This is a genomic window from Janthinobacterium psychrotolerans (assembly GCF_001677885.1).
Lineage (GTDB): Bacteria > Pseudomonadota > Gammaproteobacteria > Burkholderiales > Burkholderiaceae_D > Janthinobacterium > Janthinobacterium psychrotolerans.
Genome location: NZ_LOCQ01000023.1, coordinates 1 through 15,278 on the forward strand (window position 1 = coordinate 1; position 15,278 = coordinate 15,278).

Annotated in this window: 16 protein-coding genes and 1 tRNA gene; 5 read left to right on the forward strand and 12 right to left on the reverse strand. The window is 57.6% G+C overall.

Translation table 11 applies throughout. The annotated features are described in order from the left end of the window. Positions 1 to 77, forward strand: a tRNA-Met gene (locus tag ASR47_RS00365). A gap of 121 nt (positions 78 to 198) precedes the next feature. On the opposite strand, the gene ASR47_RS00370 is transcribed toward ASR47_RS00365, so the two are convergent. The 7 genes from ASR47_RS00370 to ASR47_RS26730 all read right to left on the reverse strand — a co-directional run bounded on the left by ASR47_RS00370 (position 199) and on the right by ASR47_RS26730 (position 7,665). Continuing rightward, on the reverse strand, positions 199 to 2,529 hold the full coding sequence (locus tag ASR47_RS00370) for a DotA/TraY family protein (protein ID WP_065305798.1): 2,331 nt from the start codon (positions 2,527 to 2,529) through the stop codon (positions 199 to 201). Next, positions 2,526 to 2,969 (reverse strand): hypothetical protein, encoded by a 444-nt coding sequence (locus ASR47_RS00375; RefSeq protein WP_065305799.1) that lies wholly within the window; start codon positions 2,967 to 2,969, stop codon positions 2,526 to 2,528. Before ASR47_RS00375 ends, ASR47_RS00370 begins: the two co-directional genes overlap by 4 nt. Positions 2,970 to 3,110: 141 nt before the next feature. Continuing rightward, entirely contained in the window at positions 3,111 to 5,999 is a 2,889-nt protein-coding gene (gene mobF / locus ASR47_RS00380; RefSeq protein ID WP_065305800.1) for a MobF family relaxase, read from the reverse strand. Next, on the reverse strand, positions 5,996 to 6,256 hold the full coding sequence (locus ASR47_RS00385) for a hypothetical protein (RefSeq protein WP_065305801.1): 261 nt from the start codon (positions 6,254 to 6,256) through the stop codon (positions 5,996 to 5,998). Before ASR47_RS00385 ends, mobF begins: the two co-directional genes overlap by 4 nt. After that, positions 6,253 to 6,594 carry a ribbon-helix-helix protein, CopG family gene (locus ASR47_RS00390; RefSeq protein ID WP_082988621.1) on the reverse strand — a complete coding sequence of 114 codons (342 nt, stop codon included), beginning with the start codon at positions 6,592 to 6,594 and terminating at the stop codon, positions 6,253 to 6,255. Before ASR47_RS00390 ends, ASR47_RS00385 begins: the two co-directional genes overlap by 4 nt. Next, positions 6,591 to 6,860, reverse strand: coding sequence for a hypothetical protein (locus ASR47_RS00395; protein WP_065305803.1), 270 nt, complete (start codon positions 6,858 to 6,860; stop codon positions 6,591 to 6,593). Before ASR47_RS00395 ends, ASR47_RS00390 begins: the two co-directional genes overlap by 4 nt. A 214-nt stretch (positions 6,861 to 7,074) precedes the next feature. Next, the gene (locus ASR47_RS26730; RefSeq protein WP_150127604.1) at positions 7,075 to 7,665 is read right to left on the reverse strand and encodes a hypothetical protein; all 591 of its coding nucleotides are present in this window, start codon (positions 7,663 to 7,665) and stop codon (positions 7,075 to 7,077) included. Positions 7,666 to 7,934: 269 nt separating this feature from the next. Between ASR47_RS26730 and ASR47_RS28300 the strand changes: the two genes are divergently transcribed. Beyond that, on the forward strand, positions 7,935 to 8,405 hold the full coding sequence (locus tag ASR47_RS28300) for a type II secretion system protein (RefSeq protein WP_082988622.1): 471 nt from the start codon (positions 7,935 to 7,937) through the stop codon (positions 8,403 to 8,405). A gap of 82 nt (positions 8,406 to 8,487) precedes the next feature. Further along, the gene (locus tag ASR47_RS00400; protein WP_065305804.1) at positions 8,488 to 8,853 is read left to right on the forward strand and encodes a hypothetical protein; all 366 of its coding nucleotides are present in this window, start codon (positions 8,488 to 8,490) and stop codon (positions 8,851 to 8,853) included. Positions 8,854 to 10,060: 1,207 nt separating this feature from the next. Here ASR47_RS00400 and ASR47_RS00410 read toward each other — a convergent pair. The 4 genes from ASR47_RS00410 to ASR47_RS00425 form a co-directional block, all read right to left on the reverse strand. After that, positions 10,061 to 10,417: a hypothetical protein gene (locus ASR47_RS00410; RefSeq protein ID WP_065305806.1), complete on the reverse strand. Its 357-nt coding sequence runs from the start codon at positions 10,415 to 10,417 to the stop codon at positions 10,061 to 10,063. A 21-nt stretch (positions 10,418 to 10,438) separates the two neighbouring features. Next, a complete protein-coding gene (locus ASR47_RS00415; RefSeq protein WP_065305807.1) occupies positions 10,439 to 10,981 on the reverse strand; it encodes a hypothetical protein in 543 nt (180 codons plus the stop codon). A gap of 53 nt (positions 10,982 to 11,034) precedes the next feature. After that, positions 11,035 to 11,337 carry a hypothetical protein gene (locus ASR47_RS00420; RefSeq protein ID WP_065305808.1) on the reverse strand — a complete coding sequence of 101 codons (303 nt, stop codon included), beginning with the start codon at positions 11,335 to 11,337 and terminating at the stop codon, positions 11,035 to 11,037. Between the two features lie 140 nt (positions 11,338 to 11,477). After that, positions 11,478 to 12,788, reverse strand: a complete 1,311-nt coding sequence (locus ASR47_RS00425) for a DUF3987 domain-containing protein (protein WP_065305809.1) — start codon at positions 12,786 to 12,788, stop codon at positions 11,478 to 11,480. A gap of 109 nt (positions 12,789 to 12,897) precedes the next feature. On the opposite strand from ASR47_RS00425, the gene ASR47_RS26735 reads away from it, so the two are divergent. Next, positions 12,898 to 13,173 carry a hypothetical protein gene (locus ASR47_RS26735; protein WP_150127605.1) on the forward strand — a complete coding sequence of 92 codons (276 nt, stop codon included), beginning with the start codon at positions 12,898 to 12,900 and terminating at the stop codon, positions 13,171 to 13,173. Between the two features lie 59 nt (positions 13,174 to 13,232). Next, positions 13,233 to 13,661, forward strand: coding sequence for a hypothetical protein (locus ASR47_RS26740; RefSeq protein ID WP_150127606.1), 429 nt, complete (start codon positions 13,233 to 13,235; stop codon positions 13,659 to 13,661). Between the two features lie 54 nt (positions 13,662 to 13,715). Here ASR47_RS26740 and ASR47_RS00435 read toward each other — a convergent pair whose 3' ends face one another. Further along, positions 13,716 to 15,008, reverse strand: coding sequence for a tyrosine-type recombinase/integrase (locus ASR47_RS00435; RefSeq protein WP_065305811.1), 1,293 nt, complete (start codon positions 15,006 to 15,008; stop codon positions 13,716 to 13,718). Positions 15,009 to 15,278 lie beyond the last annotated feature (270 nt).

The window sequence follows — 15,278 nt, forward strand, 5'->3', positions numbered from 1 at the left end:
TGCGGGGTGGAGCAGTCTGGCAGCTCGTCGGGCTCATAACCCGAAGGTCACAGGTTCAAATCCTGTCCCCGCAACCAATTCTGTAAGTCGTTGATCTCAAAGGATTCCTGCTCAGTGTGCTGGGGTTTTCGGGGGTCTCGCAAGTGTAACACTAAGCAACGCGCCTCGGATGATTTCGAAGCGCGTTTTTTTTTGCGTCTATTGTTCGCCGGGCCCGCGCCCAGGGCGAATTTGAGGCCTCCGCGCTGGCGCCCGCTGGATTCCCTCGGCCTTGGCCGGGGCCGTCGCCTTCGGGGCCTCTGGCGTGCTCGCTGACGCTTCCCGAGCGCTCGGGCTGTCGCTGTCCGGCGACGCTGCGGGCTTCTCGGTCGTTGCAGCGCCCTGCTGCTCCTTGCCGCCTTGCCTGCCGCCAGCGCCGGCGCCGGCGCCTTGGCGTGTGAATGATTTCGTTGCCGCTGCGACGCTGGCCGCGCCTGCCACGCCTGCGATCTTCTCGCCCGCGCCGCCAAGGCCCGCCGCCGCTTCGCCCATCTGCTCGCGTCCGCCGCCAACCCATCTCATCAAATTGTCGCCGATTTTGTGAATGAATCCGATCACATGCTTGATGAGATAGACGACCGCGCCAAAATAAATTGCAATCATCATTATCGACGTGCCAAGGCCGACGAGTGAGCCGACCTGCGACAGCTTGAAGACTGACGCGAAGACGGCATTGAATGCGCCCAGCACAGGGGCCAAGGCTGTGAGCGCGGCGACATATCCGAGCGTGATGAATGCAGGGCGCAGGAGCACGCCGAGGAGCAGCAGATAGCCCGCTCGGGCGTTGCCGGCGAGGCCATCGCCGTGCGGATTCAAGTGCATCACGGCCCAGAGCGGCGCCGCTATCACGGCTTCAATGCACAGCAGCAGCCAGCCGATAGCGGCCCCAAAATACAGCAAGAAGGGCAGCATGGGCAGGAATACGGCGACGCTCGCGGCGAAGACGAAGAGCGTCGAACATATCGCGATCATGATCCAGCCGACAGCATTCAGAGCGCCCACTGCCGCGCCTGCGATGGCTTTCGATGTGCCGAGCGTGAGCACGCCAAGCACCTCGCCCCACGCGCTGCCGTTCGTTGCCTTTGTTCCTTCGCTCACTCCGATCATCGCTACGCCAGCGACAATGCCCAGCTCGCTGCCCACCATCAGGTTGTCGCCGAAGTCTTTCATAGCCATGAGCGGATGGCGGTCGGGGTTGAGTGTGAGCGCGCTTAGCACGCCGTCGGCGAAGATGGAGGCGCTCAAATCTTTCGCGACACGCGAGAGCGGATTGCTCGAATCTCCGACGCGCCCCGCCGCTTCTCCAACGTCTTTGTCTGCGATGCGAGCGCCGCCGCTGCGGGACACGATGCCCGCGAGCGCTTCGACAAATTTGCCGGTATCCCCGCCTGCCGCATAGCTCTTCGAGTCGAGGCTCGGCGCTGATGCTGTCGGAACGTCGGCAATTGCACGCCGGACTTCGTCTTGCATCTGTGCCGACTTCATAAACCACGCCCCAGCCAGCATCCAGCCATCGCTCTTCGCTCCGTCCATGAATTTTTTCATATCGTCGACTTGCGTGAAGATCGACGCCGCCCTGGCGATGGTGGTTTGGTATTGAGCGATTGCAGCGTTTACTGCTGCGATGACGTCGGGCGCCTTGGCGCCGTCGTTCGTGAATGCAACAACCTCGCGAGCGGTCTTGTTCATGTCATGCTCCAAGGTCGCCAGCGCTGACATGTGAGCGTCCTGCACAGCATTGAGCGCGGTGGGGTCTGTCGTTGATCCGAGCAGCGCGGCTTTGGCTTTTGCTGCTGTTAATCTGATAGTGCTGTAAGCGACGCCGCCGCAATCGTTGCCGCCGTTGATGCCGTAGAAACGGGCGCCCGTGCTGCTCTTTGTCGTCATCTTTGAATTCATTCCGTCGATGACGCCACTGTTATAGCCCTCAACGCATAGCTGCGAGATAAGCACGCCCTTTGCAAGCTCTGCGACCGCTGGCATGACAATCGTCGGGGCGAGGCCCTTCGGCGTGCTTGTCGCGTCGATGTAGCCGCTCCAAACGTTATCCGCGAGTGCTACGCCTTGTCCGATCAAGAAGCCAAAGAGCAGCTGGGCGATGCAATATCCGCCCGCAACTGGCACGACAAGAGAGACGCCCAAGACGGTGCGGATGGGTATCCACATGCTGCTCCACTGCTTGCCCAGCGCGTCGCCGTCGTGTGCTGTCTGCATGGTGCCAACGATCAGCGTATACGCTGCAATCAGCCCGCCAATGGTCAACATTCCAGCGTTGAAGATGCCCAGCGTTTTCTCGAATGCGTTCGGCGTGCCTCCGCATTCTGCGAACATCGAGCCGAAAATGGGAACAAGAAAATCCGCGACAGCTCGGGACGTGCAAGAGACCTCGAAGAATTTCGGGGCCGCGTTGGCTATGCTTGGCAAGAGACCAAGGCCCAGCATTGCGAGGAACTGCCAAGCTCTCGCGGCCCATTTCGTCGTGCTTTTCATTGTTGCCCTCCCTGTTGTTTTTGTTGTTCGCTCGTGCTTTTGTCGTATCCAATCAAAGCTCGGAGGCGCTGCTTGCGGTCAAACTCCGCCAGCCGCTTCCGCTCCTCTTCTTCCTTCTCTTTCGTTTTCTCTTGACGCTTCGCCAGCCGCTTCGCTTCGCGTTCGCCGCTCTCGCGTTTTAGCTTTCTGTCGAAGTGAGTGTCGGGACGGCAGCACATTCGCCACACGCTCGGCGAGTATTTCCACAGCGCCACGAGGCCCATTGTGAGCACGATAATCAGCGCGACCATCGACGGCGCCGGGGCGATTCGGTCAAATACATTTTTAAGAAAATCGACGACGATGGCGCAAATGAAAAAGGCGACGACGAAGCTCGTCCGAACGACATAGCCCGGGGCGCGCCTGAGCGCGTGAATGATTTCGCTGCGAGGTTCTGCCATGATTTTCTCCGTTGTGTGTGTGTTCATTTTTAACACACGAAAAGAGCGGGGGCCAGGCCGTCGGGCGCCTGATTTCCGGCGGCGAGCGCTTCGGCCTCCGGCCTTGCCCCTTGCGGTTGCTTCGCAACGCTCGCCGTTGCTCTACGCTCGGGGGCCTCGCGTCGGTTGAGTGCTCGGTGGCTGCGCTTCGCGCTGCCGACGCTCTGTCAGCCGTGAAGCCATCGACGCGATTGCGGGAGCCGGGCATGGCTTCGGAGTCCCTACTAAATTGGGTTCATGCGGGTTTTCGGCTGTCTCTGTCGGCAAGGTCTCGCTAACCGGATCGGCCTTGGGGGTTGCCGGCTGGCTCTCGCTCTTCGAGTGCTTGGCCTCGGCCAGTGCCTCGGCCATCCCGGCAGGCTTGTCCAGCGCTTGCTCGATGATCTTGCGTTGATCGTCGTCGAGATAGTCCAGCGAATAATCGGCGCTCTTGTCTACGCTGAGAGCGCGGCCCAGCGTTTTTAGAGTCGTGTCCTTGCCTTTGCCGTCGAAAGTCTTCGAGGCAAATAGGACGGTTTCGGCGGTCGAGCGAGACGCGGCAACGTAGCCGTTTTGCTGACATGCTCGCTCGTCGATGTATGCGAAAGCTTTGGCGACTGTCGCGCCTTGCGCTCCGACAGCAGTCGAGCAATACGCATAAGAGAAATTGGCATAGTCTCGCAAGCCAATTTTTAGCTCTGTCCCGTTCGCGTGTTGTAGCGTTAGAAAGGTCTCACCGCTGGGCGCTTTGCCGACATGCGAGACGATGCAAGTCTCGCCATTTCGGACTTGCTCGCCGCTTTTGAGTTTTTTGTTTTTCGTGAATTTCAGGCGGTCGCCGGTGCGGATTTCGACGGCAAAAGCTTCCGTTCCCTTCGCGTTCTCGAATTGCATAAAGTGGCCCACTTTGCCCAATTCGCCGCGCTCGATCAACAGGCGGCGGGCCTCGTCGTTGACAATCTTAGCTTGCTTGTGCGTGCTTGCCATCGCTATTTTTTTGTCCATGGGGGCCTCGTCGTTGATGTATGAATGGGCCAAGGCCCGCAGAGCGGCGCCGGAGTTCTCGAACGCTTTGAAGCAATCATTTGCCGCGAATGCCGTCAAGCCCTCGACGCCTCGCCCGTCTTTCATGTCATGCACGGCGGCGAGGTGCCAGCCGATTTTTTGCCGCTCAATGTCTGATAGCGTAGCGTGTGCGTGGGTCTCTTGCATGCTCGCAAACCAGCCACCACCGCGTGCGATGGCCCCGAATTGGGCCTTGTCACCGACGAAAATCAGCTTGGCGCCGGTCGTCTCGCTCGCTTGCAACAGCTCCAAAATTTGAGCGCTGCCGACCATAGCGGCTTCGTCTACGATGATCGTATCTCGCTCGCTTAGCTTCGTCTTGCCGCTCTTGATTGAGAATAAAAGGCTGTGGAGCGTCCCGCCCTTGGCGATGCCCGCTCCACTCTTCAAGCCCTCCGCCGCCACGGCGGCGAGGCTGACGCCGTGGACGGTCTGCCCGCTGGCTTCTTCAAGATCGCGAACCGCTCCCGCCGCGAAGGATTTGCCTGTGCCTGCCGAGCCTTGCACCAGTCCGACGCGCCCGCACACGGCGAGCGCTTCGGCCATCCGTCTTTGCTCGTCTTTGATCTTCACCGGCTTGCCGAACTTGATCGACATGCTCGCTTCGTAGCGAGTCATTGCCGCCGCCGTGGCCTCTTCGCTGCGGTCGTGCCGGTGGTCTTGCGTTGCAGATTCGTAGAGCTTCGCCAATCTGATCTCTTCGACGAGTGCGGCGGCGGTGGTGTAGAGCTTGCGGCGCTTCGGCGCCTGTGGGACTTTGCGAGCATGCCGCAAGGCATTGATCTTGTCGCTTTTTAATTCGTGCAGGCCAAGATCGAAAATGGCCGCATCTTTTAAGAATTCGTCAGTGACTCTTATGCACTCATCACGCGATAGCCCACCGCTTCGCGCCGCTTTCTGAGCGACAGCACAAAACAAATCCCTGCGCTCAAAAGTGCTTTTGTTTTCCGTGAGGGCGTCCGCAATCTCTTGAACATTGAGCGCCGCCAGGGCGTTTTGCTCGGGCGCTTTTCTGAGCGATTCGATGGCCTCGGCGTTGAGACCGAAGGCCGCTCCACGGATCGCCCAGCCCTCCCGCATTTCTTCCGGGGTTGGCTCCTCTTTCGCTTTTCGAGTGCTTGCCCACGCCATTTTTTTGGCCGCTGGGTTGGTTAAGTCTAGCTCTTGCTTTTCTGCGTATGCTGCGATTTCTGCATGACGCTGCGAAAATTCCAGCTCTGCTTCTTCACTGATTCCCGAGACTTTGAAGGCCCAGCCGTTCCTTGGGCTTTCTTCGATGCCGAAGCTAAGCCCGGTCAATTTCTCCGCAAGCACGCTTGCGTAGATGCTGCCCGTCTCTTTTCGCAGTGTTCTAATGCCTCGCTCGTCGAGACTTCCCCAGCTCCCATCTTCGCGCCGTGCCGCTGCAAAGATAACATTGTGACTGTGCAAATTGGGGTCTATGCCTCGCTCGCCTTCGCGCGTCGCGAAGTGCAAGAAGCTCGCGACGGCCACGCCGTCGCACTTCTCGCGCCGTTGCCCGCCTTGCCCTGTCCCGATTTCTAGCTGCGTGCTCATCCACTCGATTGCAACAGCGTTCGCCTCTGTGTGCGCTTTGATGATCTTGGCCCGCGTAGATTCCGACGCGAAGGCCATCAGCAAATCGACGCTTTTCGGCGGCGTCATTACGCAATCGAAGCCCAGCTTTTCCCTTTTCTTGCCGCCGGCGTTTGTTGTTAGCTTTCTCTCGTTGCTTGGATTTAAACCTTCGAGCAATCGCTCGAATCCTTTCGCCGTCACCGCTTTGCCCGCGATTCCCAAGGCCTTTGCGCCGCCGCCCAGCCACACACTCGGACTGCTTTCCTCTCCATCTTTCTTGACGTAATAAGCAGAGCGGACTGATTCAAGCAGATAGCTTTTAGCGCCTTCTGCGTTCGATCTGTTGATGACATGCGGCGCGGCCATCATATTTTTCCCCTCTTTTTTTTCTTCTGCTTGTCCGCTTCAAGCTTGATAGCTGCAAGTTTTTTTGCAGCTTCTCTCGCCGCTTTCGCCGCGCTGTCCGCTCGCTCTTCTAGCGCTCTAAGCGTCTCTTCCGTGATGTATTCATCTGTTCTCAGAATGTCACAAATCTCTTGCCTCGCCGAAATTTTTAAAGCCCTCGCGGCTCGAAAGGCGGCGAGGGCTTTGGTCATATTCTTGAAAGCTAGGGCCGTTTTTTTCATCGCTTCGGCTCTTGTTGTCTCTCGATTCCGAGAAGATCGGCGAGGCCTTCGATGGCTTGATAAATGGTAGCGCTATCCTCGTCGCGTTGTAGTTTCTCTGAAATTCTTCGCCGCTCTTGCTCTTCAAGAATTTGAACGATTGCCGCATGCCGCTGCTCTGCTTGCTCCGATGTTTTTGATGCTTGGCAATGCCCGGCCAAAGCGTCGCGGATCAGCTCGGCCCGAGTCTTTCCTGCCCCCGCCGCCAGCGCGTCCAGCTCTTCGACGAGATCGACGCCGAGACGCACATGAACCGCCGCCATGCTTTTTGCCTTTGCCTTTGCTTTTTGGTTTTTCATTGTTGCCCTCTCGAATTCCGAATTTGTTTGCGAGCGTCTGCAAGAGCCGCATCAAGAGCAAGAGATTGCGCGGCCAGCTTGCTCTCGCTCTCCAACATTTCGACAGCTTCTTGCTTCTCTTCTTCAAGCTCTTCGAAGAACTTGACCGCCGCAATTTCAAAAAATTTTTTCTCGCTCATGCCTCTGAATTTCAGAAGCGACGGAAGCCCAGCGGCGACCGCCATCGGGATTTTGAAGTGCACAAGCACCGAATTTTTGAAAATCATCTTTTTATGCTCCCTGTTTTTGCATCGCGTTACCTGCGTGCTTTTCTAGTGTGTCAAGAATAGACACACCTCCCCCCTTTAACTCTCTCTAAGCTCTCACGGGTTGGAATCGGACACAATGGCCGCCGGTCGGAAACGCGTAGCAGCGTCGGCGACGCATCCAACGAACACGCGGCAACGCCTAGCCCGCTGCGGCGTTGCCGCGTGTTCGCTGCTATTCTCGTCTACGCTTTTCCCGCGTGTCTGTGTCATCAAAAAATGCGAGCACAAATCGCCGCGCATTCCGGCGAAGAGCTTGCCCCGCTGCGGCTTCGCCGCGAACACGCCAGGGCGTGCAGTGTGTCGCCGCTTTTGCTTTTTGGGTCGCTCTTGGATTTAACCGCAGGTTAGTAATGTCCATGAGTATCAGCTTTTGATTTTTCTGCTTCGAGCGCTTGGGGTGGGTCTCACTTGTGAGACACGCACCAAGCGCGGGCCAGATTTTTCTCTGTTGCCCCGTTTTTGATTTTTTCCCGCGCACGGCTTTTTTTTCGATGTTTGAATTTTTTACGGCGAAGCGTGAAAAATTTCTACCGCGCCGGCTTGCCCTTGGCCCGCCCCGCCTTTTGTTTTTCTGCTCGCTTGCCTGCCGCTTTATTGATTCGCCCAGGGCTAAGCATGGATTTTTTTTGATTTGTTTGCCCGCCCTTCGCTTGCCTCGTTTTATATTTTTCCGCTCGCTCGCCGTCTGATTTTTTGAAAAATTTCCGCTGCTTGCTCCTGAATTTTTTGACGCGGCTCGCTCGCTTCCCGCTTGATTCTGCAAAACATTTTGGACAAGCCCGAGCCGCTCGAAGTGGGGGCGCTAGCCGGGCGTTCCTTCGGTTCACCGCCCCCAGCCCCCTGCGGGGCTGGCCCACCGTCTCCCCGGACTCGCTCCACGAGTCCGGCCTGTGGCCCACGCGTCCCGCATCATCGCCAGCCGCCGCTCCGCTCGTCGTTTGATGTTCGTCGCGGGATTGTTTGAGGGTCGTCGATGCGCGATGCTTTTAGCGTCCGAGATTCGTCGGGAAATCATTCAAAGGAGATTTAAAAATGTCGAAAAATAAGCAAGCAATCCGGTCGGGATTTACTCTCGTCGAGCTAGTCACTGTCATCCTGATTTTGGGAATACTGGCGGCGGTTGCTGTGCCAAAAATGATCGATATAAAAAGCGAGGCAGGGGCGTCGGTAGCTGCAACACTAGCTGCGAGCGTTGCAGCAGCATCGCATACAAATGCGATGGCGAAAGCTGCCGGCAGCCCAGCGGCTGTCGCTATGAATTCGGCAACAGCTTGCACACTTCCCGCCTTGGCCCCGTTTTTTGCGGCTGGTCTAGCTCCCGATGGGTTTTCTGTTGAAGCAACTTTGGGCGCGGCTCCGGCGTGGAATCCCGCTTCGCCATGGTATACGCCCGCCGCAAAATTGGAGCAAGATTGCTCGAAGTCCGCTGCGACAGTTAGCTGCAAATTTACGCATTTAGCATCGGGCAAGAGCGCTCTTAGTTCAGTCGCATGCGCCCGCTAAATTTCGGCAATGCTTCGGCATTGCCAGATTTTCAAATGTGCGCAATAATGCAATTTCACAAACGCAACAACGGGAGCGGCAAATGGCTAAGAAAGAAGCAGGAAAAGAACCGGCATGGGCGTCGGTTGTCGAATTCAAACAAGATTTTTCAGCAATGAAAAGCTTGCTCGAGGAGATGATTGCAGCTCCCGAAAACTTTCGCCCGAAAGTTTTAAAAGATCACCTCGAGCCGCTCTGGCCTTTCATCGAGAAAGCGCTGGCCGCCGGCGTCCCAGTGGGCGTGATTGCTCAGCGATTCCGCGACTCCGAGCAGCTTGACGTTAGCGACGCGGGTCTGCGTAAATATGTCAAAGAAAAGCAGGACGCTGGGGCATCTGCTTCTTCAAAAGCCGGCAATGCCGCCGCCAAGGCCTTGGCCGCGACGGCTTCGGGTAAGCCGAAGCCGTAAAAGTTCGCCAACAAAAAAGCCGCTTGCGCGGCTTTTTTTTCGTCTGATGATTTTGAAAAGACCGCCCCCGCTTCAATGCGGGGGCGGCGTTGGCTCTCGCTCTTACCGCGCCGCTCGCTATCGACAAACGACCATCGTCGGGGTTTTTTGCGGGGTTTGACTGAGCTTCCAGCCGGTGGCTTGGCAAGTGTAAATTTGCCCCTGCGGGTATCCCGTCGAGCCATTTTCAACGTCGCAAGGTGTGACGCGTTGCCCAATTTTCGCTTCACTTCCGTCCATGAGCGGACACCTTGCCGCCGGGGCTGGCGTTGGGGCTGGCGTTGGGGCCGGCGCCGGCGTTGGGGCAGGCGTGGGCGCCGGTGCCGGCGTTGGCGTGGGCGTTGGGGCAGGCGCCGGCACAGGCGCCGGGGCTGGTGTGGGGGCAGGCGTGGGCGCCGGCACCGGCGTTGGCGTGGGCGTTGGAGCAGGCGCCGGCACAGGCGCCGGGGCTGGTGTGGGGGCAGGCGTTGGCGTTGGGGCAGGCGCAGGGATGGGATGCAGTGTCGTAGAGTCGCCAAGCCCGCCCCCGTTCGCAATCGCCGGCGGCGGGGCGATCCACGGCGGCAAAGCTGAAACCGCAGGAGCGACGAAAAGCGGCTCGACGTCTGCGCCTCGCGTGCGCAGCGAGCGTGCTAAGAATTGCACAGAGTTCGCCGCTTGATCGCAGTGCTTTGCGGCTTCGTCGGGCGCCACGGCTTCGCCTTCTTTTGCAGTGTTGCCCTGCTTGTTGATGCTTGTGAACGCGAAGAGCGGCGACGCCTGCGCGACAAATGAGGCGCAGGCGTCGCGGGGTATGTCGTCAAAAGTGACGCTCCAACGGTCGCCCGCACGTTGATCGCTTTCCGCTAAGAGCGTCGCCAGACCCCAAGGCGTCGCGATAGCATTGCCGATGATCTTTGCGCCTCCGACGAACGTCGGCGGCTCCGTCCCTGCTCCGTTGTAGTTTGCAGTCACTGAATAGCGAGCCTCCATGCCTTTGACAATGCTGCTCGCTGTCTCCGTCGCGCTCGCAATGTCTGAGCGTCGCGAGACGACGCCCCCGAGCTGAACAGCTCCGGCAGTCATCACTGAGACGCCCGCAAGGACTAGCAGAATCTCGATCAGCGTATAGCCTCGGGCTTGATTTGGCCTCTTGTTGTTCTTCATGTTTGTCGCTCCTTTGTTGGTATTAGAGCCTGCCGCCAAGGCGGCGGGCGGCGGGTGCGGTAGGGATGATTGCGGCAATGGCGTCGGCTTCCTGCTGGGCCATGTAAGCGCGGGCGGCGGTCTGATGGCGTCTCATAGATGCGGCGGAGCGCTGCTCTTCCGCTGCTGTAATTGCTTTGCGAGCGAGGCGAAGCGCCTCGGCTTGTTCGCTGCTGTATAGCCTGACGCCCTCGAGGGCTTTCTCGCGTTCTTTGTAAGCTGCGCGGGCTTCGAGCTCGGACTGCATTAGCGTCATCGCTTCCGCGCCGCTTTCGTCTTTTCTTGCGTTGTTTGCTGCACTAAGTGCAGCAATGCAAATCTCTTGCCTCGTCTTTTCCATGTGTGTCTCCTTTTTTTGTTATTAGAGCCTGCCGCCAAGGCGGCAGGCGGTGGGTGCGGTGGGGACGAGTGCGGCCAGCGTGAGCCGCTCACGCTCAGCCCGCAGAGCCGGCGTTGCCGCGATCATTTCAGACATTGCCGTGTCTAGCGCGCCGCCTTTGCGGGCCGCCGCCCAAGCTGGCTCGCCGTTACACTCGCGGGCCAGCTCGGGGGTGATGATCGCCAAGGCGCAAGCGAGGCAAAGAAAGCCGTGGCAGTCCGCGCAGGCGCTGCAATGCTTTCCAGCGAGCCATTGCGACGCGTCAAGCTTTCCGAATCCGATAGCTTTTGCGCGAGAGACTCGCCGCAATGCCCACTTGCTCAGATCGCTGCCCCGGCTGGGGCCAAGGTGGTCGAGCGGGCGGGAAGCGGCCCAGCCGCTCGCACTGCCGATTTGCCATGCGATGCTGTCGCTTAGCGGGACGGCTTCATATCTTTGCGCCGGAAAATTGCCCCCGAGCGTGCGCTGGATCGTGTAGCCCATGCTCTCGATGAGCGCCCAATTTTTGTTTTTTGTCTTAGCCATGTCGGCCTCCGGGATGTTGAAAGAGCGGCGCTAGGCGCCGCCTTGGGGTTGACTTAGAGGGCTAAGGCTTTGCGGCTTGGAGCGGCTTGAATGGCTTCGGAGAGCGCTGCACGCTCGACGCGGGCCAGCTCGCGAGAGACAGCATCAAGCTCTTCGAGTAAATCGCGAAGAGCAAGGCCGAGATGCGAGAACGGTCTAGCATTGGGCGCCTTGCTTTCAAGCTTTGCGGCGTTCATGTTGTTGCTGCGGAATGTTACGAAATGAGCGCCGGCGTAAGCCCGCGACCATCCGCTGTGCTGCGATGCGATGCGGAAATAGAGGCCGGTGGAGATGAGGGCTTGATAGTCTGCATTCATGATGTTGCTCCTTTTTTTTTGTTGCCCCGGCCTCGCCGTTGCTGTCTATACCCTCTCACACTGCTGAGAAAATGCAAGAACCTCAGCGGCTTTACCGACACGCGGCAAAAGCGGCCCCACGCGGGGCCGCGTGCGGCTTCTTATTGCCGCATGTTTTTGAGTGTAGCGACGATATCCTCGGCGAGCGCTTGATCGTCGCGGGCGGCGTGGAGGCCAGCTCGGACGGCGCTCGGCGTAACCTTCTTGCCGCTGTCTGTCAGCCTTTTCTCGAGGGCCATGGCCTTTGAGAGTGCGGCGTTAGCGTCGGGCGATTTTTTGGCGATGAGCCGGGCGGCGTCGGCGATGTGCAGTCGCGTCAGACGCATGGCCCATTCAACATCGACGACTGTAATTTTGTCGGAGGCGTCGCCGAGGATGATGTGATAAGCCAGGGCGAGGCGGTGGCTTCGCTGCATGAGACGCCGGAAAAAACTAACATCAAGCCCTTTGCCCGCGTCAATGATTCGGCCCATCGTCGTAAAGTGGCGCTTATATGCGTCGAGGGCGTCGGAGCTGTATTCATATTGCGAATGTAGCGGGACGCTCATAATCCTAGCCCAAGCGCTCTCCGTCACTTCTTCAATTTTTTCGTTGCTGTAAATCGGATAATCCGCAAAATGTCGCTCAGGATCGCGCTCGGCGAGGACGTATGCGAAGCGCTGGGCGAAGCCGTCGAGCAGGCTTTCCGCTGTCAAGATTTTCATAAACGTTGAGTCCACCGTTGCGCCAAATATAGACAAATTCGAGCGCTCAACTTCGATGCTATCCCTTTTCGTTTCGCGCGAGATTGGCCCGCCGTCGTATGCCTTCAAGAGATAAGCTTTCGCATCAAAGAGCGGGCTTCCGTCTTGCTCCAAGGCTTTGAGTTTTTGCCCGAATTCATCTTCGAGCCATGCCTGCGGCTTGCCCGCTTCTTCGTTGTCGCGCATCATTTCAATAAGCTTTGCACCGCTTGCGAAGCCTTCGATAGTTGCCCGAGCGCCGACCGGCGCATGGCTTGCAATGCGTGAGAGCGAGTAGGATTTGCCGGAGCCGCTGGGGGCAAGGACGACCGTCCACAGCTCCGGCGTGACTATTTGCCCGCCGACCTTGATCGAGACGCCATTGCTAAGGAAGTAGTTCGACAAGAAGAAAAGGAATGAATGAAAAGACAAATCAAGGGGCAGATCGGTGTGCATCTTGAAAGCTTCGAGAATGTCATGGACGGGCGAGCCGGGCGGGATTGCGGCATCGCCGCGCCAGTTTAGTGCCTCCATTTGTTCATCGAGTGAGACGCCGCCCGCCCAATTTTTGGCGCTCTGGCCTTTGCCTGCGGCTTCCGCGAACATCTCACGCATTGCCCTTTTAACTTCGCTCGCGACGTCTGCCGCGTGGACAGCATTGCCGCTCTTCGTTGTTGGTTTGTAAGCCATTTTCCCGTCTCCGTTTGTTGAGTTTTTCCTGCCAATCCATCCTCTCGCATTGCTGAGGAAACACAAGAGCCTCAGCGGTAAATCCGACGGGCGGTAATCTTTGATTTGTGTGCAGTTATTTCTGGAATTTGGTGGACACGCGGATTTTTCAGATTACACGGGAACGAACGCCGATTTAGGGGGGGGGGAGATTTTTTCCCTAAAAATGACCGCTCGTCCCGGTTTCTCCTATGGCGATGAGTGGTTTTTGGACTTAAAAAAATCTCAGCAACGCCTCAGCAAAAAAGGCATTTTTTGCGTTTTTCTCGATTTTTGCCTCGTTCTGTCGCTACCAAAAAAAATGGACGAACACGCGATAAAGATTGGACGAGCGGCAAAAATTTAATGCCATATTGTCTTGCGGAAATTGCAAGCTGCTACAATTTGTTTTTTTGAGGAGCAAGCATGGGTTTTTTTTCTGGAATAAAGAGCACTTTTAAAAAAAGTGAGGCCGCTGTTGTTGTCCAAAATCTTTTTGAGATTCAAGCAAATGCGGGCATTTTTCAATATGACCCTGCAAAAATTGCGACCCATCTAGTCGCACATGTGTGGAGCCAAACACCGGACATTTTTGAAGGAAAATTTGGCGTGCGTCCTCATAAATTGGCCGTTGCGGCGGTTGCTCTCGGCAATGGCTTTTTTGTTTTCGAAAGAGACCTTTCTTTGCGGGCATCTTGTTTAGTAGCGCTTGGTGAAATATTGAAAACGATTGGCGTAAATGGGGAATTGTTCCAGCTCAACAACGTAGATCACAAACTTTTCGAGAGCGCCATGCAAATGTTCACGGAAGAAGCGGAGCAAGCCGAAACGCGTGAAGGGAACTTCCTCGGATAGTCCGCCCGTTAAAAAGGCCGCAAAAGCGGCCTTGGAGCGGCGGTTGGCGGGCGGCTACGGCTTGGCCTTGGCGCCGGTGAGTCGGGCGCGGTTGGCCTTGCGGCGAGCGAGGTCGGCGGCCTTGGCGGCGGCTTTCACGTCGGCCCAATTCGCTTTGTTTGCGATGAAGGCGCGGAATTGCCCGGCGTATTTGAGCGCTGCAATGTCGATGGGGTGGCGGACGAGGTCCGCGATATTTTTGAGGTCTGGAAGGTCGCGGACGTAGCCCGCATGCGTCGAGACGCCCTCGCCCACAGCGTGGCCAACAATGCGCATTGCTTGCATCGTGTTCGCGCCTTCGTTCGCGAGCATTGTCGAGACGCCCACGCGGAAAGAGTGAAAGCTTTTGCGGTCGTTGGGGTCTTCGATGTTGAGCGCCCGGCGCCGGGTAAGCATCGCAATAGACAGCTCTTTTGCGTATGACTCATTAACCAAGCCGCGATGGGGGAATAGTCGGGGGGCGCCTGCGGCGCGCACTTCGGCAACATAGTCGAGGAGGCCCAAATCTATCAAGCTCTCGCAGATTGGGACGTTGCGAATCCCCGCGCTCGTCTTCGATTGCGGGATGTGAATATAGTGCACGCCCGCGACGGTCTTCACATCGTCGGGCTTGATCGCTGTGGCTTCACTGATGCGCATGCCCGTGAAAAGCCCGAGGAGCGGCCCCCAAAAAGTATCGGGCGCTGTCATTGCGGCGAGGTAGCTTGCGGGCTCGAAGAAGCGGGCGAGGTCGTCGGGCGTGAAGAGGTCGTAGGGCTGATTCTTGTTTTTTCGCTCTGTCTTCGTGAGCATGAAGAGCCCCGCGACGGGGTTATCGGTGCCGCTGTGCATGCCGTGAGCGCTCAAATATTTGAAGAAGTCGAACAGGCTCATTAGCTTGTTGTCGATTGTCTTCGGCGTCTGCTTCTCCTTGATTAGCGCTTGCTTGTATTCGACGATCTTCGCTCGCGTGATGTCGTCAACGCAAGCCCGAGCGGGCATTAGCTTGATGAAATTGGCGACATGATAGCCCTTGGCAGCGACGGTGCGAGGGGCATTCTTGCCGCTGCATTCTTCTAGCCAGAGCTTCGCCGCGTCGGCCAGTTTGAGGGAGGGCGGCGAGGCTGCGGCGGGCGCCTGCGAGCGGGGCGGCTGGTCTTCAATGTCGATAGGGCCAAGGCGCTCGATAGCTTCGAGCATCTGCATTGCTCGTAGATGATCCGCTTCGCTGCCGTCCGTTTTGATCGTCGCGCCGCTTTTTAGCGTGATCTCATAATCGCGCAGCCGAGCAGCGTCAAAATTAAAATCCGAGATTTTGGGGTTGCTCATAGCGCGCGCTCTTTCTATGTTGAGATTTAATTGCAACGCGACAATGTTAGCAGTGTGTGCGCATCTTGTGCGAAGCGAGACGCGGCGATCAGTTCCGCCGGCTTTAAGTCGAAAAAAGTAAATGCCGGCGGGTGTGCGTCCGAGGCGTGGGGCAAGAATGGCCATTGGTGTTGCTCTCTGTGTGACACTGAGCGAGCGGGGACAAAAAAAAAGCCTTTGAGATTCAACGACTTGCACAAGAGTGCAAAAAATCCTGTCCCCGCAACCAAT